Origin of the sequence: Klenkia terrae, assembly GCF_900491935.1 — a bacterium.
GTDB classification, from domain to species: Bacteria; Actinomycetota; Actinomycetes; order Mycobacteriales; family Geodermatophilaceae; genus Klenkia; species Klenkia terrae.
The window spans coordinates 872,485-888,799 of record NZ_UEXK01000004.1 but is presented as its reverse complement, the minus strand read 5'-3'; the positions used below and the strand labels follow the sequence as shown (position 1 = coordinate 888,799).

Below are 16,315 nucleotides of genomic sequence, written 5' to 3'. Positions count from 1 at the left end.
GGGCGGCAGGCATGATCGCGGAGCCGATGACCGGGGGAGACGTGCAGGAGACGGGTGCGGTGTGGCGGGTGCCCGCTGTCCGGGCGCTGCTGGCGGCCTCGGTGCTGGGGTTCACCAGCTACGCCGCGACGCTGTCGGCGCTGCCCTCCTACGCGGTGCGCTCGGGTGCCGGCGTCGCCGCGGCCGGGTTGGTGACGACGGTGTTCCTCGCGGCCACCGTGCTCACCCAGGTCGCGGTGCCCCGGTTGGTCGCCCGCCGCGGGCTGGGCCCGGTGTTCGCCGCCGGCCTGCTCGCCCTCGGCGCACCCGCCCCGCTGTACCTGCTGGGCGACTCGTTGGCCTGGTTGTCGGCGGTCTCGACGGTGCGCGGGGCAGGGTTCGGCGTGCTCACCGTGCTGGGCTCGACCATCGCCGCGCGGGCGGTGCCGGAGTCCCGGCGCGGCGAGGCGCTGGGTGTGTACGGACTGGCCCTGGCGGTGCCGACGCTCGCCGCGGTGCCCGGCGGGGTGGCGCTCACCCTGGGCGGGCACTTCCCGGTCGTGGCGTGGCTGGCCGCCGTCCCGGTGCTGGGGCTGGCGGCGGTGCCGGCGCTGGTCCGAGCCGTGCCGGGGGCGGTCACGCAGGCGTCCGGCCAGCCGTCCGGACCGGCCGTGCGTGCCTCGCTCGGGCCCTCCGCGGTGCTGCTCGTGGTCACCCTGGCCGGTGCCGGCCTGGTCACCTTCCTGCCGATCGCCCGCCCGGACGGGCTCGTGGCCACGGCGGCGCTGCTGGTCTTCGGCGTCGTCGGCGCGGTGGCCCGCTGGGGCGGCGGCGTGCTGGCCGACCGGGTGGGCAGCCGGGTGGTGCTCCCGCCGGCGCTGCTCGTGGGTGCCGCCGGTCTGGCCGCGCTGTCCCTGGGGCTGGGCAGCGACGTGGCCGTGCTGCTCGGTGCCGCCGCCTTCGGCGCGGCGTTCGGCGGGGTGCAGAACACCACCATCGTGGTCGCCATGGCCCGCGCCGGGGAACAGGGGACGACGACGGCCAGCGCCGTGTGGAACGCCGCCTTCGACGCGGGCACCGGCATCGGCGCGCTCGCGGTGGGCGTGCTGGCCGCCGCGCTCGGGCTGGACCTGGCCTACGCGGTGCTGGCCGCGGTGCTGGTGCTGGCCGTGCCGCTCGCGCTGCGGGTCACCCGGCCCCGCTGACCGGCCCGTCCTGGGCGGCGCGCGCGGCGGCGACGTCGAGCATGCCGCGCACGAAGACCGCCTCGCCGGCCAGGGCGGCCAGCCAGGTGCGCAGCGCCGCCGGGTCGCGCTTCGCGCTGTCGCGCAGCGCGGTGAGCCGCATGTGCCGGCCGGTGGCCTGGGCGCGGTGGGCGGGGGACAGGGTGCGGGCCCCGCTGCGGGAGATCGCGGTGAACGCCGCCCCCACGTACGTCAGCTCGGTCAGGTCGGTGACCGCGGCGAGCAGCTCGTCGGCCGCGGACTGCTCCCCGGCGGCCACCAGGCGCAGGTACTGCTCGGCGCGTCGTCGTCCGTCCTCGGCCGTGCTCATCTGGTCCTCCCGGGGGTCCCGACAGCAGAACGGCCCCGTCCGGTGGGGACGGGGCCGATCTGGGGTGGGTGCGCCATCAGGGACTTGAACCCCGAACCCGCTGATTAAGAGTCAGCTGCTCTGCCAATTGAGCTAATGGCGCGGCGCCGCTGATCACCAGCGACTCGGAGAAAGATACACGTCCCGGGGACCCGGTGGCGAGCCGGGGTGGCGTGTCCTCGGTGACAGCGGATTGTCAGTCCCGGGGTGGACACTGGGGCGACCGCCGGTCGCGATCCGCTGCGACCGGCAGTGGGGTGAGGGGAATCTTCGTGTCGTTGCAGTTCAACCGACGTGCCGTGCTGGCGCTGGGGACCGCCGGGGTGCTCGTCGCACTCGTCGGGTGCGGTCCCGAGGCCTCGAGCGGTGGCGGTGGTGCCGCCGGCACCAGCGCCGCCCCGGCCGACCCCGCCGTGGTGTCGCTGTCGGTCGCCGACGGCGCCACCGACGTCTCCCCGGCCACCCCGCTGCAGGCCACGGTCGTCGGCGGCTCGGTCACCGAGGTGACCGTGACCGACGGCGCCGGTGCGCCGGTCGCCGGCACGCTGAGCGAGGTGCCGGCCCCGGCCGCCGACGCCGCCGGGGTCACCAGCCTCTGGACGCCGTCGGCGCCGCTGGCCTACGGCACGGACTACACGGTCACCGCCACCGCCGAGAACGCAGACGGCGCCAGCAGCGACGCCTCCGGCTCGTTCACCACGGTGACCCCGGGCTCGGTCTCCACGCCCTCGATCGGCCCGCTGGACGGCACCACCGTCGGGGTGGGCATGCCGATCCGGGTCTACTTCGACGAGGCCGTCACCAACAAGGCCGAGGTCGAGCGGAACCTGGTGGTCACCAGCTCCACGCCCACCGACGGCCGGTGGAGCTGGATCAGCGACTCCGAGGTGCACTTCCGGCCCTCGACCTACTGGCCGGCCAACACCCAGGTCACCATCGACGCGAACCTCTACGGCGTCGACATGGGCGACGGCATCTGGGGCGAGAAGAACCGCTCGGTGTCCTTCTCCGTCGGCGAGAAGCACGTGTCGGTGGCCGACGCCGCGACGCACACCCTCACCGTGTCCTCCGGTGACCAGGTCGTGCAGACCTACCCGATGAGCGCCGGCAGCAACGCCAACCCGACCCGCAACGGCGCGCACGTGGTGCTGGAGAAGTTCGCCGACATCACGATGGACTCCTCGACCTTCGGCCTGGCCGTCGACGCCCCCGGTGGCTACCGGACCGACGTGCAGTACGCCACGCGGATCTCCAACAACGGCGAGTTCGTGCACGCCGCGCCCTGGTCGGTGGGCCAGCAGGGCTCCAGCAACGTCTCGCACGGCTGCATCAACCTGTCCACCGACCGGGCGCAGTGGTTCTACGACTTCAGCCAGCCCGGCGACGTCGTGGAGATCGTCAACTCCGTGGGGCCGACCCTGTCCCGCGCCGACGGCGACATCTACGACTGGGCCATCCCGTGGGACCAGTGGGTGGCCGGCAGCGCGCTGGGCTGACCCGCACCACCACGACGGCTCCCGATCCACCCGGCGGATCGGGAGCCCGTCGTGCGTCTGCGGGCGACCCGTCCGGTCAGAGGTCCTTGCGGGAGTAGGCGAGGGCCGCAAGGCCCCAGACCATCGCCACCCACAGCGCCGCATAGCCCAGGTAGACCGGGGTGAGCGCGGAGACGCTGAGGAACGGGAACGCACCCGCCCCCTGGTCCGCGCCGCCGAACGCGGCCAGCGCGCCGGGGTCCTGGAAGGCGTTCATCGCGCCCCGCCACAGCCCGTCGGTGGGCAGCAGGATGCGCGAGATGCTGCCCACCCGCTCGACCGCGTCGTTGCCCAGCGACCCGCCGATCGCCCCGACGACGCCGGCCACCCAGGTGGTGCAGAACAGGCCCACGGCGATGACCCCGGACGCCATGGGGGACACCACGGTCGACAGCAGCACGGTGAGGGTGAGCAGCACCGCGGTCTGCGCGCCCAGCAGCAGTAGGGCGGTCACCGGCGACGGCGGCCAGTAGTCCACGGTCGTCCCGACCACGAGGATCTCGGCCAGCCCGGCGAGGACGACGAACCCGCTGCCGAAGGCGACCAGGCCCAGCGTCTTGCCCAGCAGGAACGCCGAGCGCCGGACCGGCCGGGCCAGCATGGACAGGGCGGTGCCCGACTCGGTCTCCCCGGCCAGCGTCGGACCGGCCAGGAACGCGGTGCCCAGCGCGGCGACCAGGCTGAAGCCGAACATCACCAGGTTCAGCAGGATCGAGGCGACCAGCCGGGCCTCGCCGCTGGTCAGCGACTCCCCGGCCAGCCGGGTGAACCCCAGTGCGCTCAGGCCCACGAGCGCCGCGGTGAGCACGCCCAGGGCGAGCACCACCCGCCGCCGGGAGGCCTCCCGCACGGTCAGCGCGGCCACGGTCAGCACGACGGTCACGGCTGGGCCGCCCGGTCCGCGGCGCCCTCGCGCAGGATGCCGAGCAGCCGGTCCTCCAGGCTGATCCGCACCGGCTCGACCGCGTGCACCGACACCCCCAGGCCGACCAGGGCGCGCACCAGCTCGGGGGCCACGGACTCGTCGTCGGCGGGAACGGCGACGGTCAGCCAGTCGCCCTCCCGGTGCACGCCGCCGGTCCGCGCCAGCCGGGCCTCGGCCTCGGCGGTGAGCCCGGTCAGGTGCAGTCGCAGCTCGCGCTGGCCCAGCAGCTCGGCCAGCGTGCCGGCGGCCGCGACCCGGCCCCGGTCGAGCACGACCACCCGGTCGCAGACCCGCTCGACCTCCCCGATCAGGTGGGAGTTGAGCAGCACCGCGACGCCGCGGGACCGCAGGTCCAGCACGATGTCGCGCACGTCGGCGCGGCCCAGCGGGTCCAGCGCGCTGGTCGGCTCGTCCAGGACGACGAACTCCGGCCGCGCGACCAGCGCGACGGCCAGGCCGAGGCGCTGCTGCATGCCCTTGGAGAACCCGCCGACCCGGTCGTCGCCCCGACCGGCCAGGCCCACCGTCGCCAGGCACTCCCGCCGCTCGGCATCGGTGACCGCGGCCCCGGCCAGCCGCACGTGCAGGGCCAGCACCTCGGCCGGGGTGAGCCACGGCTGGTACCGGAAGAGCTCGGGCAGGTAGCCCACGCCCGCGCGGGCCGCCGGCTCGGCGGCCGGGCGGCCGAGCAGCAGCGCCTCGCCGCCGTCGGGCCGCACCAGGCCGAGCAGCATCTTGATCACCGTGGTCTTGCCGGCCCCGTTGGGGCCCAGCAGCCCGACCACCTCGCCCCGGCCCACCTGGAGGGAGACGTCGTGCACCGCGGTCTGCTTCCGGTACCGCTTGCGCAGCCCGGTGCACCAGGCCGCGGGCGCGGGCGGCAGCCCGGCGACCAGCTCGGCGGCGGCGCGCAGGGCTGCGTCGCCCGGCGTGGTGGTCAGCGCAGCCCCCGCGCGACCTCGAGCACCTCGTCGGCGCCCAGGGAGCCGGCCACGGCGGTGACGACGCCGTCCTCGACCCAGACCACGGCGGCCATCGACCGGTCGCGGCTCTCCAGCACGGTCGCGGTGACGCCGTCCACGTCGGCCGAGGAGCTGTCCACCAGGTCGGCGGGCACCGGCAGGGGCAGGGTCGAGCCGTCGGCGGTGAAGGTGCGCAGCTGGGCGGCCAGGTCGTCGGGCAGGCCGGGCAGCGACAGCAGGTAGTCCCGCAGCGTCTGGAAGGGCACCCCGGAGGAGTCCGCCGACGGCGCGACGGCGGTGGCCACGACCAGCGCCGGGACGCCCGACGCCGAGGACCAGATCTGGGCCACGCCCGGGCCGGCGACCAGCCGGACCTGGCTGCCGTCCAGCCCCGCCGGCGGCGCCTGGCCACCGGCCTGCGCGGCGAGGTCGTCGGAGAACGTGAACACGGCGGAGGCCTGGCCACCCACCTGCACGCTCGGGTCGCCGACGACGCCACCGGGCAGCTCGGCGACCTCGGGCACGTCCAGGGCGGTCTCGGCGGCGGCGGCCGCCGGGTCGGCGACGGTGTGCAGGTCGCCGTCGCCGGTGACCTCGACGGTGCCGTAGGCGCTCAGGTCGGGCAGCGCGACCAGGTCGGCGCTGTCGAAGGCCACCGGGGCGACCTGCTCGGTGCGGAAGACCGGCAGCCAGTCGTTGGCGGCAGCCACCCCGGCCACCGACAGCACCGCCGCGAAGGCGACGGCCGCGGCCAGCGGGCGGCGCACGCCGGCGGCCCGCGGCGCCCGGCCGCGTCGCCGGGCGGTGCGGGCCGGCGACGCCGCGGCGGGGAGCGCGGCCGACAGCCGGTCCCAGGCCGCGGGCACGTCGACGTCGTCGGCCCGGGTGCGCAGGGCCGCGCCTGCGGCGGTGGCGTCGGCGGTGGCGTCGGCCAGCCCGGTCAGGCAGTCGGCGCAGCCGGCGACGTGGGCGCGGTCGGCGTCGGTGACCCCGGCCGGCTCGTCGACCAGGCGGCGCAGCACGCCGGGGTTCGGGTGACGGTTCACTGGTGCAGCTCCTTGCGCAGGGCGGCCTCGGCACGACGGAGGGTCGTGCCGACGGATCCGGGGGACAGGTCGAGGGCGGTGGCGACGTCGGCGTAGCTGAGCCCGCTGTGCCGCAGCACGAGGGCCACGGCCTGGGTGCGGGGGAGCGCGGCCAGGGCGGCGCGCACCTGCCCGTGCGCCTCGCGGGCGAGGACGTCGTCGACGACGTCCGGGACGGTGGTGGGCTCGCCGCTGACCACCGCGACCTCCCGGTCGCTGCGCCGGCGTCCCGACCGCAGGTGGTTCAGCGCGGTGTGCGCGGCGGCCACCGACAACCAGCCGCCCGCCTCGCCGGCCGGCACCGTGGAGCGCCCGAAGGACAGGAACACCTCCTGGGCGACGTCCTCGGCCTCGGCGCGCCCGCCGAGCACGCGGGCGGCGACGGCGACGACGGCCGGGTAGTGCCGGCGGAACACCTGCTCGAGGTCACCGCGCACGGCGTGCAGCTGGCGGTCGGCCACGGCCGGGGAGTCCCTTCTCCTGGCACCGGCCGACGCGACGGCGACCAGCCGGCCGGCCGGTCCCGTCGAGGCTCCGGTCGCGACGAGGTCCACACCCTGTCAGCACCGCCCACCCCCGGGATGTGACACCGGTGCCCGGAGACGACGATCCCCCGGCCAGCGGAGGCTGACCGGGGGACCGGGTGGGGTGAGTGACGGGACTTGAACCCGCGACATCCAGGATCACAACCTGGCGCTCTACCAGCTGAGCTACACCCACCGTCGCACCCGCGGAACGGGGCGTTGGAAGAGTACCGGAGTGCTCAGGGAGCCTGCGGAGGGGCCAGCAGCGACGCGTAGGTGTCGGTCGCCGCGGCCGCGGCGACCTGGGCCTGCTCGGTGGACGGTCCCGGCGCGGGCACGAACACCGCACCGCGGTAGTACGCCAGCTCCCGGATGGACTCCAGGATGTCGGCCAGCGCGCGGTGCGCCAGGCCCTTGGCCGGCTGGTTGAAGTACACCCGGGGGAACCAGCGGCGGGCCAGCTCCTTGATCGAGGAGACGTCGACCATCCGGTAGTGCAGGTGGTCGTCCAGGGTCGGCATGTCCCGGGCCAGGAATCCCCGGTCGGTGCCGATCGAGTTCCCGCACAGCGGGGCGCTGCGGCGCTCGGGGACGAACCGCTTGACGTAGGCGAGCACCAGCTCCTCGGCCTCGGCCAGGGTCACCGTCGAGGCGCGCACCGCCTCGGTGAGCCCGGACTTGGCGTGCATGGCCACCACCACGTCGTCCATGCCGGCGAGGGCGTCGTCGTCGGCGTGGATGATCACGTCCAGGCCCTCGTCGAGGACGTTGAGCTCCGAGTCGGTGACCACGACGGCGATCTCGACGAGCTTGTCCGACGCCAGGTCCAGCCCGGTCATCTCGCAGTCGATCCAGACCAGGTTGTGCGCTCCGTTGCCTGCCACGGAACCGGACAGTACGCACCACCGACCCCCGAGGTCCCACCCGCCGCACGGCGCGGCGCGCGGAGGGCTGACCTGAGGGCCCGGCGCTGGATGCAGGTGGGGACGGCGACGTTCGTGGTCGCCGGGCCGGTGGAGCACCAGGAGTACGGCGTGCTGTCCCTGGCCGCCCACCGCGACGAGCACACCACCGCCGAGCAGCAGTTGCTGGACTTCGCCGCAGGCCAGGGGTCCTCGCCGACCAGCTTCCTGCTGCCGGTGCCGCCGTGGGTGCACCCGGCCTGGCTGGTCTGCGTCGGCCTGCTGACCCTCGTGGTCGCCCGCGAGGTCGTCGGCCTGCGGTGGACGGCGACCCTGCTGACCGCTACCTACCTGGGCTACCGGGCCGTCGTGTGGGGCCTGCTGGCCGCCACCGGCTTCCCGCCGTCGGTCCTGCCGGTGATGCTGCTGGCCGGGGCGGTGCTGGTCGACTGCGCGGTCACCTGGGGAGTGCCGGGCTGGGCGGCCGGTGTCCCCGTAGCCGCCGCGGTGTTCGCCGCCGCCTTCGTGCAGGAGTTCGTCGCGGTGATCCCGCCGTGGCAGTGGTCGGTCGCCCCGGTGGTGTGGATCGGCTTCGCCGTCCTGTGGGGGGTGGTCGACCGGGTCGGGCGCACCCGGCGGTGGGCCAGGTGGCGGGCTCCGGTGGCCCTGGACCACCGCGCCGCAGCGGTCGCAGGCGGCGCGCCAGCACCGTGAGTCCCGGTCGGGTCGCGGAGATGTCGTACCGTCGGACCCGATGACCCAGGAGGCCCGGTGCTGATCCTTCCGCCCTCGGGGCTCGAGACGGCTGCCGAGCGCGCCTTCTTCACCGAGCTCGGCAGCTGGGACACCGGCGGCTCGGTCCGCGGTGCGCTGGTGGCCTCCCTGGCGCTGTCCGACGGTCCGATGGATCGCCGGATCTGCGACGCCGTCGTGCTGGTGCCCGAGGGCATCGCCGTCGTCCGGGTGGTCGAGGTGGTCCGCCAGTCCGGCGTGGTCACCGTGCTGCCCGAGGGCTCCTGGACGATCGGGCCCGGCGCCGGGCCCGGTGACGTGCTGCGGCTGGCCGGCGGCGGCTCCACCCCGCTGGACGGGCTGATGCGGGCCGGCATGGAGGCCGCCGTCCGGCTGCGCCGGGCCGGGCTGGAGCCCGGCCGGATCGCCCGCCTGACCGTGCTGCACGGGGAGCTCACCGGGCTCGTCCCCGCCGACGGCGACCTCGGCGAGGGCGACCAGGTCGCGCTGCTCGAGTCCCGCTCGCTGCTGCTGGGCATCGCCCGCGCCGGGCGCTACGCCGGCACCGACAACCCCCGCCTCTGGACGACGGCCGACGTCCGGGCCGCCCTGGAGGCGCTCGGCGTCCGCGGCCGCAGCCCCGCCGTCGAGGAGCTCAACGGCGAGGGCTTCCCCTACTCGCCCTACGTGCTGCGCCGCCGGGAGCTGCTGGCCCCGGCCACCCTGGCCAGCCAGCCCGCCGTGCGGACCGCCGCACCCACCGCGACGCCCACCGGGGTGCAGCCGGCCGCCACCCCGCTCGTGCCCGACTGGCCGGCGACCGGTCCCGGGTCCTCCGGGGCGCCGGTCGGCGGGCCGAACGGCCCGCTCGTCGACCCCGCCGCCGCGGCGGCCCTGGCCGCGGCCGCGGTCGCCGCCGAGCAGGCGCCGGCCCCGCACCCGGCGCACGACACGGTGTCGCTCACCGGGGGTCCGTCCACCGGTACGGCCCCGACCCAGCGGGAGCAGGAGCCCGAGCCGGCCTGGCACGAGACCCAGGCGATCGTGCCGCGCAGCGCGCCGCCCGCCGAGGTCGACCAGACCGACGGCATCGGCGGCATCTTCGCCGACGACCCCCACCCACCCCGGCAGNAGCACGACCAGCAGGCCGCGCCGGTCCCGGCGCGGCCTGCTGGTCGTGCTGGGCGCGCTGGTGCTGGTCCTGCTGCTCGGCGTCGGCGGGTTCCTGCTCACCCGCAGCGGGTCCGACGACGACGCCGCGGCACCCACGGTCACCCCCACCTCCTCGGCGGCCCCGACCACGACCGGCCCGGCGACGCCGGCCGGCCTGCCGGTCGGCACCACGCAGGTGGTCGGCGACACCGAGTACACCCTCGAGGTGGTCTCCTACGACATCAGCTGCCGGAGCCACTCCTACGGTGCGGTCACCAGCTTCTTCGGCACCACCGACTGCCTCGGGCTGTCCCGGTCGCTGTGGTCGGCCGAGGTCGACGGCGTGCCCGCGGTCGTGTCGGTGGCCCGGGTGACCATGCCCGACGCCACCCGGGCGCAGGCGCTGCTGTCGCTGACCGACGTGTCGGGCACCGGCAACGTCAGCGACCTGCTGCGGGAGGGGTCCCGGTACACCGGCGGCCCGGAGGCGCTGTCGGACGCGGACTACGCCAGCCTGCTGGCCGACGACGTCGCGGTCATCGTGGAGACCTCGTGGGTCGACGCCGCCGGGGACGCCGGGGCGCTGCAGCAGCTGGCCGACGACGGCGTGGAGCTGGTCCCCACCCGCTGACCCGGCTCAGGCTGCGGCTCAGGCGGTCGCGGCCGCCAGCGCCATCGCGGTCAGCCGGGCCTGCATCGCCGGGCGGGACAGCCGTCCGCCGCTGTGCGGGGTGGAGTTGATCAGCCCGAACAGGGCGTGCGCGCGGGCGCGGCACTCCGCGGTCGAGGCCTCGGGCGCGAGCGCGGCCAGCACCCCCACCCAGTGCTCCACGTAGCGCCGCTGCAGCCGGCGGACCTGCCGGGCGTCGGCCTCCGCCAGCGCACCCAGGTCGCGGTCCTGCACGGTGATCAGCGCGGGGTTGTCCAGGGCGAAGTCGACCTGGAAGGCGATCAGGCCGGCCAGCTGGTCGGCCGGGTCGTCGCCGGCGTCGGTGAGCACCTGCTCCGCCCCGGCCAGCAGGCGCTCGCTGATCCGCAGCAGCATCTCGGCCAGCATCGCGTCCTTGCTGGCGAAGTGCCGGTAGATCGCCGGGCCGGTCACCCCCACCGCCGCCCCGACGTCGTCGACCCCGACGCTGCGCGACCCGCGCTCGGCGAACAGCTGGGCGGCGGCCTGCAGGATCTGCTCGCGGCGCGACGGGCGCGCGGCATCGGCGTGCAGCGCGCTGTCCGGCTCCGCGGTCATGCCCGAGATGTTAACCGGAGTTCACCTCCTGCTGGACCGGCGACGTGAACCGTGGTTAACCTGTGCCCGTGGATGCGCCGGTGCTCAGCAGTACCCCGCCCGCCGACCCCGAGGTCGCCCGGGGGTGGGCCCAGCGGCACCGCGCGCTGGCCGACGACCTGGCCGAGCAGCTGCGCGCGGTGGCCGGCGGTGGCGGGGAGCGGGCCCGCACCCGGCACACCGACCGCGGCAAGCTGCTGCCCCGCGACCGGGTCGACACCCTGCTGGACCCGGGCAGTCCGTTCCTGGAGCTGTCCCCGCTGGCCGCGCACGGCCTCTACGACGGCGACGCCCCGGCCGCCGGGATCATCACCGGCGTGGGCCGGGTCGCCGGCCGCGAGGTGGTCGTGGTCGCCAACGACGCCACCGTCAAGGGCGGCACCTACTACCCGATGACGGTCAAGAAGCACCTGCGGGCCCAGGAGGTGGCGCTGCAGAACGAGTTGCCGTGCCTGTACCTGGTCGACTCCGGCGGGGCCTTCCTGCCCCGGCAGGACGAGGTGTTCCCCGACCGCGACCACTTCGGCCGGATCTTCTACAACCAGGCGCAGCTGTCCCGCCGCGGCATCCCGCAGCTGGCCGCGGTCCTGGGCTCCTGCACCGCCGGCGGCGCCTACGTGCCGGCGATGAGCGACGAGGCCGTGATCGTCCGCGAGCAGGGCACGATCTTCCTGGGCGGTCCGCCACTGGTGAAGGCCGCGACCGGTGAGGTGGTGACCGCCGAGGAGCTGGGCGGGGGAGACCTGCACAGCCGGGTCAGCGGGGTCACCGACCACCTGGCCGAGGACGACGAGCACGCGCTGCAGATCCTCCGCCAGATCGTCGGCACCCTGGGACCGGTGGCGCCCGCGCCCTGGGACGTCGTCCCCACCGAGGAGCCGGCGTACCCCGTCGAGAGCCTGTACGACGTCGTCCCCCCGGACAGCAGGACGCCCTACGACGTCCGCGAGGTCATCGCCCGGCTCGTCGACGGCAGCCGGTTCCACGAGTTCAAGGCGCTGTACGGGCAGACCCTGGTCACCGGGTTCGCCCGCATCCACGGGCACCCGGTCGGCATCGTGGCCAACAACGGCATCCTGTTCGGCGAGTCCGCGGTCAAGGGCGCGCACTTCGTCGAGCTGTGCGACAAGCGCAAGGTGCCGCTGCTGTTCCTGCAGAACATCAGCGGGTTCATGGTCGGCCGGGACTACGAGGCCGGCGGCATCGCCAAGCACGGCGCCAAGATGGTCACCGCCGTCGCCTGCGCCCGGGTGCCCAAGCTGACCGTGGTCATCGGCGGCTCGTTCGGCGCTGGCAACTACTCGATGTGCGGCCGCGCCTACTCGCCCCGCTTCCTGTGGACCTGGCCCAACGCCCGCATCTCGGTGATGGGCGGCGAGCAGGCCGCCGGCGTGCTGGCCACCGTCCGCCGCGACGGGCTCGAGGCCCGCGGGGAGACCTGGTCGGCCGAGGACGAGGAAGCCTTCAAGGCCCCGGTCCGCGCGCAGTACGAGGAGCAGGGCCACCCCTACTACGCGACCGCCCGGCTCTGGGACGACGGGGTCATCGACCCCGCCGACACCAGGACCGTGCTCGGTCTCGCGCTCACCGCGTGCTCGCACGCCCCCCTGGAGGAGGTCGGCTATGGCGTCTTCCGGATGTGAGTCAGACGCCCGCGATGCGCGGCGCGGTGGGGTCGGCACCCTCGCCGGCGGCGGCCTCGCGCTGGACGTAGTCCTCGATCTGCTCGACGTCGTGCGCGCTGCGCTTGGCCACGGCCAGGAGGTCGCTCATCTTGCTGACCTCCTCGACCTGCTCCTTGATGAACCACTGCATGAACTGGTCGGAGGCGAAGTCGTTCTCCCGGCGGGCGACCGCGGTGAGCTCGTTGATCTGCTCGGTGACGCGCTTCTCCTGCTCCAGGGCCAGCGCGATCGGCGCGACCACGTCGGAGAAGTCGTTGATCGGGGCCGGCAGGGCCGGGATGCGCACCTCGGCGTCGGCGTCGAGCAGGTAGCGCACCATCATCATCGCGTGGGTCCGCTCCTCGGCGGCCTGGTCGAAGAACAGCTGCGCGGTCTGCTGCATCGTCTGCTGGTCGTAGTAGACGGCGCACGCGACGTACTGCTGGTGCGCGGCGAACTCGTTGCCGATCTGCACGTTGAGCTGGTTCACGAAGGCTTCGGCGGCCACGGTGTCTCCTCTTCGGTGGCGGACGTCGACCGAACGGTACCGGGCACCCCCTCCCACCCCTTCCGCAGCGAGGCAGGCATGGCTAACCTCACCCCGTGGCCAAGCAGCAGCGCATGCCGAAGAAGAAGTGCTGCGTCGACAAGCCGCGCTGCGGCCGCTGCCCGCTCCGCGCGCTCGCCGAGGGCACGCTGCCGCCCGGCTACACCGTCAAGAAGCGCCGGCTGGTCAAGGTCGGCAAGGCCGACAAGGTCCTGGGGCGCGCAGCCTGACCTGACCGCACGGCCGGCGGTGGACGCCTGATGTTCACCACCGTCCTGGTCGCCAACCGCGGCGAGATCGCGGTGCGGGTGATCCGCACCCTGCGCTCGATGGGCATCCGCTCCGTCGCGGTCTACAGCGAGGCCGACGCCGGCGCGCTGCACACCCGGGTCGCCGACCTCGCCGTCCCGATTGGCCCGGCCCCGGCCGCGCAGAGCTACCTCTCGATCGAGCGGGTGCTGCAGGCGTGCCGGGTCACCGGCGCCCAGGCCGTGCACCCCGGCTACGGCTTCCTGTCCGAGAACGTCGAGTTCGCCCGGGCCCTGGAGGCCGCGGGCATCACCTTCATCGGGCCGCCGGTCGCCGCCATCGAGGCCATGGGCGACAAGATCCGGGCCAAGGCCACGGTGCGGGCCGCCGGCGTCCCCGTCGTCCCCGGGTCCTCCGAGCCCGGGATGGACGACGACGCTGTGGCCGCGGCCGCCGTCGAGGCCGGGTTCCCGGTGCTGCTCAAGCCCTCGGCCGGTGGCGGCGGCAAGGGCATGCGGGTGGTCCGGTCGGCCGACGAGCTGCCCGAGCAGATCGCCGGCGCCCGCCGCGAGGCCCGGTCCTCCTTCGGCGACGACACGCTGCTGGTCGAGCGGTACGTGGGCAACAGCCGGCACATCGAGGTGCAGGTGATGGCCGACGCGCACGGCTCGGTCGTCCACCTCGGCGAGCGGGAGTGCTCGCTGCAGCGCCGGCACCAGAAGGTCATCGAGGAGGCGCCGTCGCCGCTGCTGTCGGCGCGGATGCGGGCCACCATGGGCCAGGCCGCGGTCGACGCGGCGGCCGCGGTGGGCTACACCGGGGCCGGCACGGTCGAGTTCATCGTCGACGCCGACAACCCGCGCGACTTCTTCTTCCTGGAGATGAACACCCGGCTGCAGGTCGAGCACCCGGTCACCGAGGCGATCACCGGGCTGGACCTGGTCGAGCTGCAGGTCCGGGTCGCGGCGGGGGAGCAGCTGCCCTTCGAGCAGGCCGACGTGGAGCTGGGCGGGCACGCCATCGAGGCCCGGGTCTACGCCGAGGACCCCTCCCGCGGGTTCCTGCCGCAGGCCGGCACCGTCGTCGCGCTGACCGAGGCGGTCGGCGAGGGCATCCGGGTGGACAGCTCGCTGGTCGAGGGCGGGGTCGTCGGCTCGGACTACGACCCGATGCTGGCCAAGGTGATCGCCTGGGGTCCCACCCGGGAGACCGCTCGGGGCCGGCTGGTCGCCGCGCTCGGCCGCACCGCCGTCCTGGGTGTGACCACCAACGTGCCGTTCCTGCGCGCGCTGCTCAGCGACCCGGCCGTGGTGGCCGGCGACCTGGACACCGGGCTGATCGAGCGGCGCGGCGAGGAGCTGACCCGCGCCGAGGACCCGCCGGCCGGCATCTACGCGGCGGTGGCGATGTCGTTGCTGGTGGACGACGAGCCGATCAACGGCGTGGTGGATCCCTGGACTGTGCCCGGTGGTTGGCGGGTCGGGGAGCACGCGTGGACCCCGCGTCGGCTGGTCGTGCCCGGCGGCGAGCCGGTCGTGGTGCGCACCCGTGGCCGGGCCGGCGACGGCGAGGTCCGGGTGGGTGAGGGCGAGCCGCTGCGCGCCCGGGCCTGGCGGCAGGACGGCCGGCTGGCCGTCTCGCTGGACGACGTGACCACCTGGTACGCCCTGGCCCGGGACGGCTCGACCGTCTGGCTGGGCGCCGAGGGCTTCGCGCTGCCGTTCCGGCTGGTCGAGCGGACGGCGGGCGCGGGGACGGCGGCGCTGGCCGGTGGCGTGGTGACCGCCCCGATGCCGGGGACGGTGACCCTGGTGCGGGCCGCGGTCGGCGACGAGGTGACGGCGGGGACCCCGCTGCTCGTCGTCGAGGCGATGAAGATGGAGCACGTGCTGGTCGCGCCGATCGACGGCGTGGTCGACGAGCTCCCCGTGACGGCGGGCCAACAGGTCCGGCTGGACGAGCAGGTGGCCGTGGTGATCCCGCGGACCCCCGAGGAGGACTGAGCGATGCTGGACTATCGGCTCGACACCGAGACCGAGGCGCTGCGGACGATGGTCCGCGAGTTCGCCAACGAGGTCGTGCGCCCGCAGATCGGCGCCTTCTACGAGGCCGACGAGTTCCCCACGGCGATCGTGCGCCAGATGGGCGAGCTCGGGCTGTTCGGCCTGCCCTTCCCGGAGGAGTACGGCGGCTCCGGCGGTGACTACTTCACCCTCTGCGTGGCGCTGGAGGAGCTGGCCCGGGTCGACTCCTCGGTGGCCATCACGCTGGAGGCCGGCGTCTCCCTCGGCGCGATGCCGATCTTCCGGTTCGGCACCGAGGAGCAGAAGAAGGAGTGGCTGCCCCGCTTGTGCGCGGGTGAGGCGCTCGGCGCCTTCGGGCTGACCGAGGCCGGCGGGGGCTCCGACGCCGGCTCCACCCGGACGACGGCGAAGCTCGAGGACGGCCAGTGGGTGATCAACGGGTCCAAGGCGTTCATCACCAACTCCGGCACCGACCTGACCGAGCTGGTCACCGTCACCGCCGTCACCGGCACCAAGCCCGACGGCGGCAAGGAGATCTCCGCGATCATCGTGCCCTCGGGCACGCCGGGCTTCGTGGTCGGCCAGCGGTACTCCAAGGTCGGCTGGAACGCCTCGGACACCCGCGAGCTGTCCTTCACCGACGTCCGGGTGCCCGAGGAGAACCTGGTCGGCGAGCGCGGCCGCGGCTACGCCCAGTTCCTGTCCATCCTCGACGAGGGCCGGATCGCGATCGCCGCGCTGGCCGTCGGGCTGTGCCAGGGCTGCGTGGACGAGAGCGTGAAGTACGCCGCCGAGCGCGAGGCGTTCGGCCAGGCCATCGGCCGCAACCAGGCGATCTCGTTCATGATCGCCGACATGGAGGTCCGGGCCTCCACCGCGCGGCTGGCCTACTACCGGGCCGCGGAGAAGATGCTGCGCGGCGAGCCGTTCAAGCGCGAGGCCGCGATTGCCAAGCTGTACAGCTCGGAGATGGCGATGGAGAACGCCCGCTACGCCACCCAGGTGCACGGCGGGTACGGCTTCATGAACGAGTTCCCGGTCGGCCGGTTCTACCGGGACGCCAAGATCCTGGAGATCGGCGAGGGCACCAGCGAGGTGCAGCGGATGCTCATCGCCCGCTCCCTCGGCGTCGGCGCCTGACCCCTCCGTACTCCCCA

General features: G+C 74.8%; 17 protein-coding genes and 2 tRNA genes. 8 read left to right on the top strand and 11 right to left on the bottom strand.

The window, feature by feature from the left end; translation table 11 throughout:
• Positions 1 to 26: 26 nt before the first annotated feature.
• Positions 27 to 1,184, top strand: coding sequence for an MFS transporter (locus tag LFA75_RS04555; RefSeq protein ID WP_225232505.1), 1,158 nt, complete (start codon positions 27 to 29; stop codon positions 1,182 to 1,184).
• Here the strand turns inward: LFA75_RS04555 and LFA75_RS04550 are convergent.
• Both LFA75_RS04550 and LFA75_RS04545 read right to left on the bottom strand, forming a co-directional pair.
• Positions 1,168 to 1,533: a hypothetical protein gene (locus LFA75_RS04550; RefSeq protein ID WP_225232504.1), complete on the bottom strand. Its 366-nt coding sequence runs from the start codon at positions 1,531 to 1,533 to the stop codon at positions 1,168 to 1,170. The genes LFA75_RS04555 and LFA75_RS04550 overlap by 17 nt on opposite strands.
• 69 nt (positions 1,534 to 1,602) lie before the next feature.
• A tRNA-Lys gene (locus LFA75_RS04545) sits at positions 1,603 to 1,675 on the bottom strand.
• 169 nt (positions 1,676 to 1,844) lie between these two features.
• On the opposite strand from LFA75_RS04545, the gene LFA75_RS04540 reads away from it, so the two are divergent.
• Positions 1,845 to 3,068, top strand: a complete 1,224-nt coding sequence (locus LFA75_RS04540) for a L,D-transpeptidase (RefSeq protein ID WP_225232503.1) — start codon at positions 1,845 to 1,847, stop codon at positions 3,066 to 3,068.
• 76 nt (positions 3,069 to 3,144) lie between these two features.
• Here the strand turns inward: LFA75_RS04540 and LFA75_RS04535 are convergent, their stop codons facing one another.
• From LFA75_RS04535 to orn, 6 genes are all read right to left on the bottom strand, one after another.
• A complete protein-coding gene (locus LFA75_RS04535) occupies positions 3,145 to 3,990 on the bottom strand; it encodes an ABC transporter permease subunit (RefSeq protein WP_225232502.1) in 846 nt (281 codons plus the stop codon).
• Positions 3,987 to 4,853, bottom strand: a complete 867-nt coding sequence (locus LFA75_RS04530; protein WP_225232501.1) for an ABC transporter ATP-binding protein — start codon at positions 4,851 to 4,853, stop codon at positions 3,987 to 3,989. Before LFA75_RS04530 ends, LFA75_RS04535 begins: the two co-directional genes overlap by 4 nt.
• Before the next feature lie 116 nt (positions 4,854 to 4,969).
• Positions 4,970 to 6,040, bottom strand: coding sequence for a hypothetical protein (locus LFA75_RS04525; RefSeq protein ID WP_225232500.1), 1,071 nt, complete (start codon positions 6,038 to 6,040; stop codon positions 4,970 to 4,972).
• A complete protein-coding gene (locus LFA75_RS04520; RefSeq protein WP_225232499.1) occupies positions 6,037 to 6,633 on the bottom strand; it encodes a sigma-70 family RNA polymerase sigma factor in 597 nt (198 codons plus the stop codon). Before LFA75_RS04520 ends, LFA75_RS04525 begins: the two co-directional genes overlap by 4 nt.
• A 90-nt stretch (positions 6,634 to 6,723) precedes the next feature.
• Positions 6,724 to 6,799: transfer RNA gene (locus LFA75_RS04515), tRNA-His, on the bottom strand.
• Between the two features lie 43 nt (positions 6,800 to 6,842).
• On the bottom strand, positions 6,843 to 7,487 hold the full coding sequence (orn, locus tag LFA75_RS04510; RefSeq protein WP_225232498.1) for an oligoribonuclease: 645 nt from the start codon (positions 7,485 to 7,487) through the stop codon (positions 6,843 to 6,845).
• A 96-nt stretch (positions 7,488 to 7,583) separates the two neighbouring features.
• Between orn and LFA75_RS04505 the strand changes: the two genes are divergently transcribed.
• Complete coding sequence (locus LFA75_RS04505; RefSeq protein ID WP_225232497.1) at positions 7,584 to 8,219, top strand: hypothetical protein; 636 nt, start codon at positions 7,584 to 7,586, stop codon at positions 8,217 to 8,219.
• Between the two features lie 701 nt (positions 8,220 to 8,920).
• On the opposite strand, the gene LFA75_RS04500 is transcribed toward LFA75_RS04505, so the two are convergent.
• Positions 8,921 to 9,202, bottom strand: a complete 282-nt coding sequence (locus tag LFA75_RS04500; RefSeq protein WP_225232496.1) for a hypothetical protein — start codon at positions 9,200 to 9,202, stop codon at positions 8,921 to 8,923.
• 212 nt (positions 9,203 to 9,414) lie between these two features.
• Between LFA75_RS04500 and LFA75_RS04495 the strand changes: the two genes are divergently transcribed.
• Entirely contained in the window at positions 9,415 to 10,020 is a 606-nt protein-coding gene (locus tag LFA75_RS04495; protein WP_225232495.1) for a hypothetical protein, read from the top strand.
• Between the two features lie 18 nt (positions 10,021 to 10,038).
• Here LFA75_RS04495 and LFA75_RS04490 read toward each other — a convergent pair whose 3' ends face one another.
• Complete coding sequence (locus LFA75_RS04490) at positions 10,039 to 10,635, bottom strand: SACE_7040 family transcriptional regulator (RefSeq protein WP_225232494.1); 597 nt, start codon at positions 10,633 to 10,635, stop codon at positions 10,039 to 10,041.
• Between the two features lie 68 nt (positions 10,636 to 10,703).
• Here LFA75_RS04490 and LFA75_RS04485 point away from each other — a divergent pair, with 68 nt between their 5' ends.
• Positions 10,704 to 12,317, top strand: coding sequence for a carboxyl transferase domain-containing protein (locus LFA75_RS04485; RefSeq protein ID WP_225232493.1), 1,614 nt, complete (start codon positions 10,704 to 10,706; stop codon positions 12,315 to 12,317).
• A gap of 1 nt (position 12,318) precedes the next feature.
• On the opposite strand, the gene LFA75_RS04480 is transcribed toward LFA75_RS04485, so the two are convergent.
• A complete protein-coding gene (locus LFA75_RS04480; RefSeq protein ID WP_225232492.1) occupies positions 12,319 to 12,846 on the bottom strand; it encodes a ferritin in 528 nt (175 codons plus the stop codon).
• Positions 12,847 to 12,941: 95 nt separating this feature from the next.
• On the opposite strand from LFA75_RS04480, the gene LFA75_RS04475 reads away from it, so the two are divergent.
• From LFA75_RS04475 to LFA75_RS04465, 3 genes are read left to right on the top strand one after another with little or no spacing between them, the layout of a single operon-like run.
• Entirely contained in the window at positions 12,942 to 13,115 is a 174-nt protein-coding gene (locus LFA75_RS04475; protein WP_225232491.1) for a hypothetical protein, read from the top strand.
• Positions 13,116 to 13,145: 30 nt separating this feature from the next.
• The gene (locus LFA75_RS04470) at positions 13,146 to 15,137 is read left to right on the top strand and encodes an acetyl/propionyl/methylcrotonyl-CoA carboxylase subunit alpha (protein WP_225232490.1); all 1,992 of its coding nucleotides are present in this window, start codon (positions 13,146 to 13,148) and stop codon (positions 15,135 to 15,137) included.
• 3 nt (positions 15,138 to 15,140) lie between these two features.
• Positions 15,141 to 16,298: an acyl-CoA dehydrogenase family protein gene (locus LFA75_RS04465; protein WP_225232489.1), complete on the top strand. Its 1,158-nt coding sequence runs from the start codon at positions 15,141 to 15,143 to the stop codon at positions 16,296 to 16,298.
• The last annotated feature ends 17 nt before the right edge of the window (positions 16,299 to 16,315 follow it).

What these genes read in the sequence shown, in the direction of transcription:
- LFA75_RS04550 (WP_225232504.1), bottom strand. Translation starts at nt 1,533, where the DNA reads ATGAGCACGGCCGAGGACGGACGACGACGCGCCGAGCAGTACCTGCGC.
- LFA75_RS04555 (WP_225232505.1), top strand. Translation starts at nt 27, where the DNA reads ATGACCGGGGGAGACGTGCAGGAGACGGGTGCGGTGTGGCGGGTGCCC.
- LFA75_RS04470 (WP_225232490.1), top strand. Translation starts at nt 13,146, where the DNA reads ATGTTCACCACCGTCCTGGTCGCCAACCGCGGCGAGATCGCGGTGCGG.
- LFA75_RS04465 (WP_225232489.1), top strand. Translation starts at nt 15,141, where the DNA reads ATGCTGGACTATCGGCTCGACACCGAGACCGAGGCGCTGCGGACGATG.
- LFA75_RS04490 (WP_225232494.1), bottom strand. Translation starts at nt 10,635, where the DNA reads ATGACCGCGGAGCCGGACAGCGCGCTGCACGCCGATGCCGCGCGCCCG.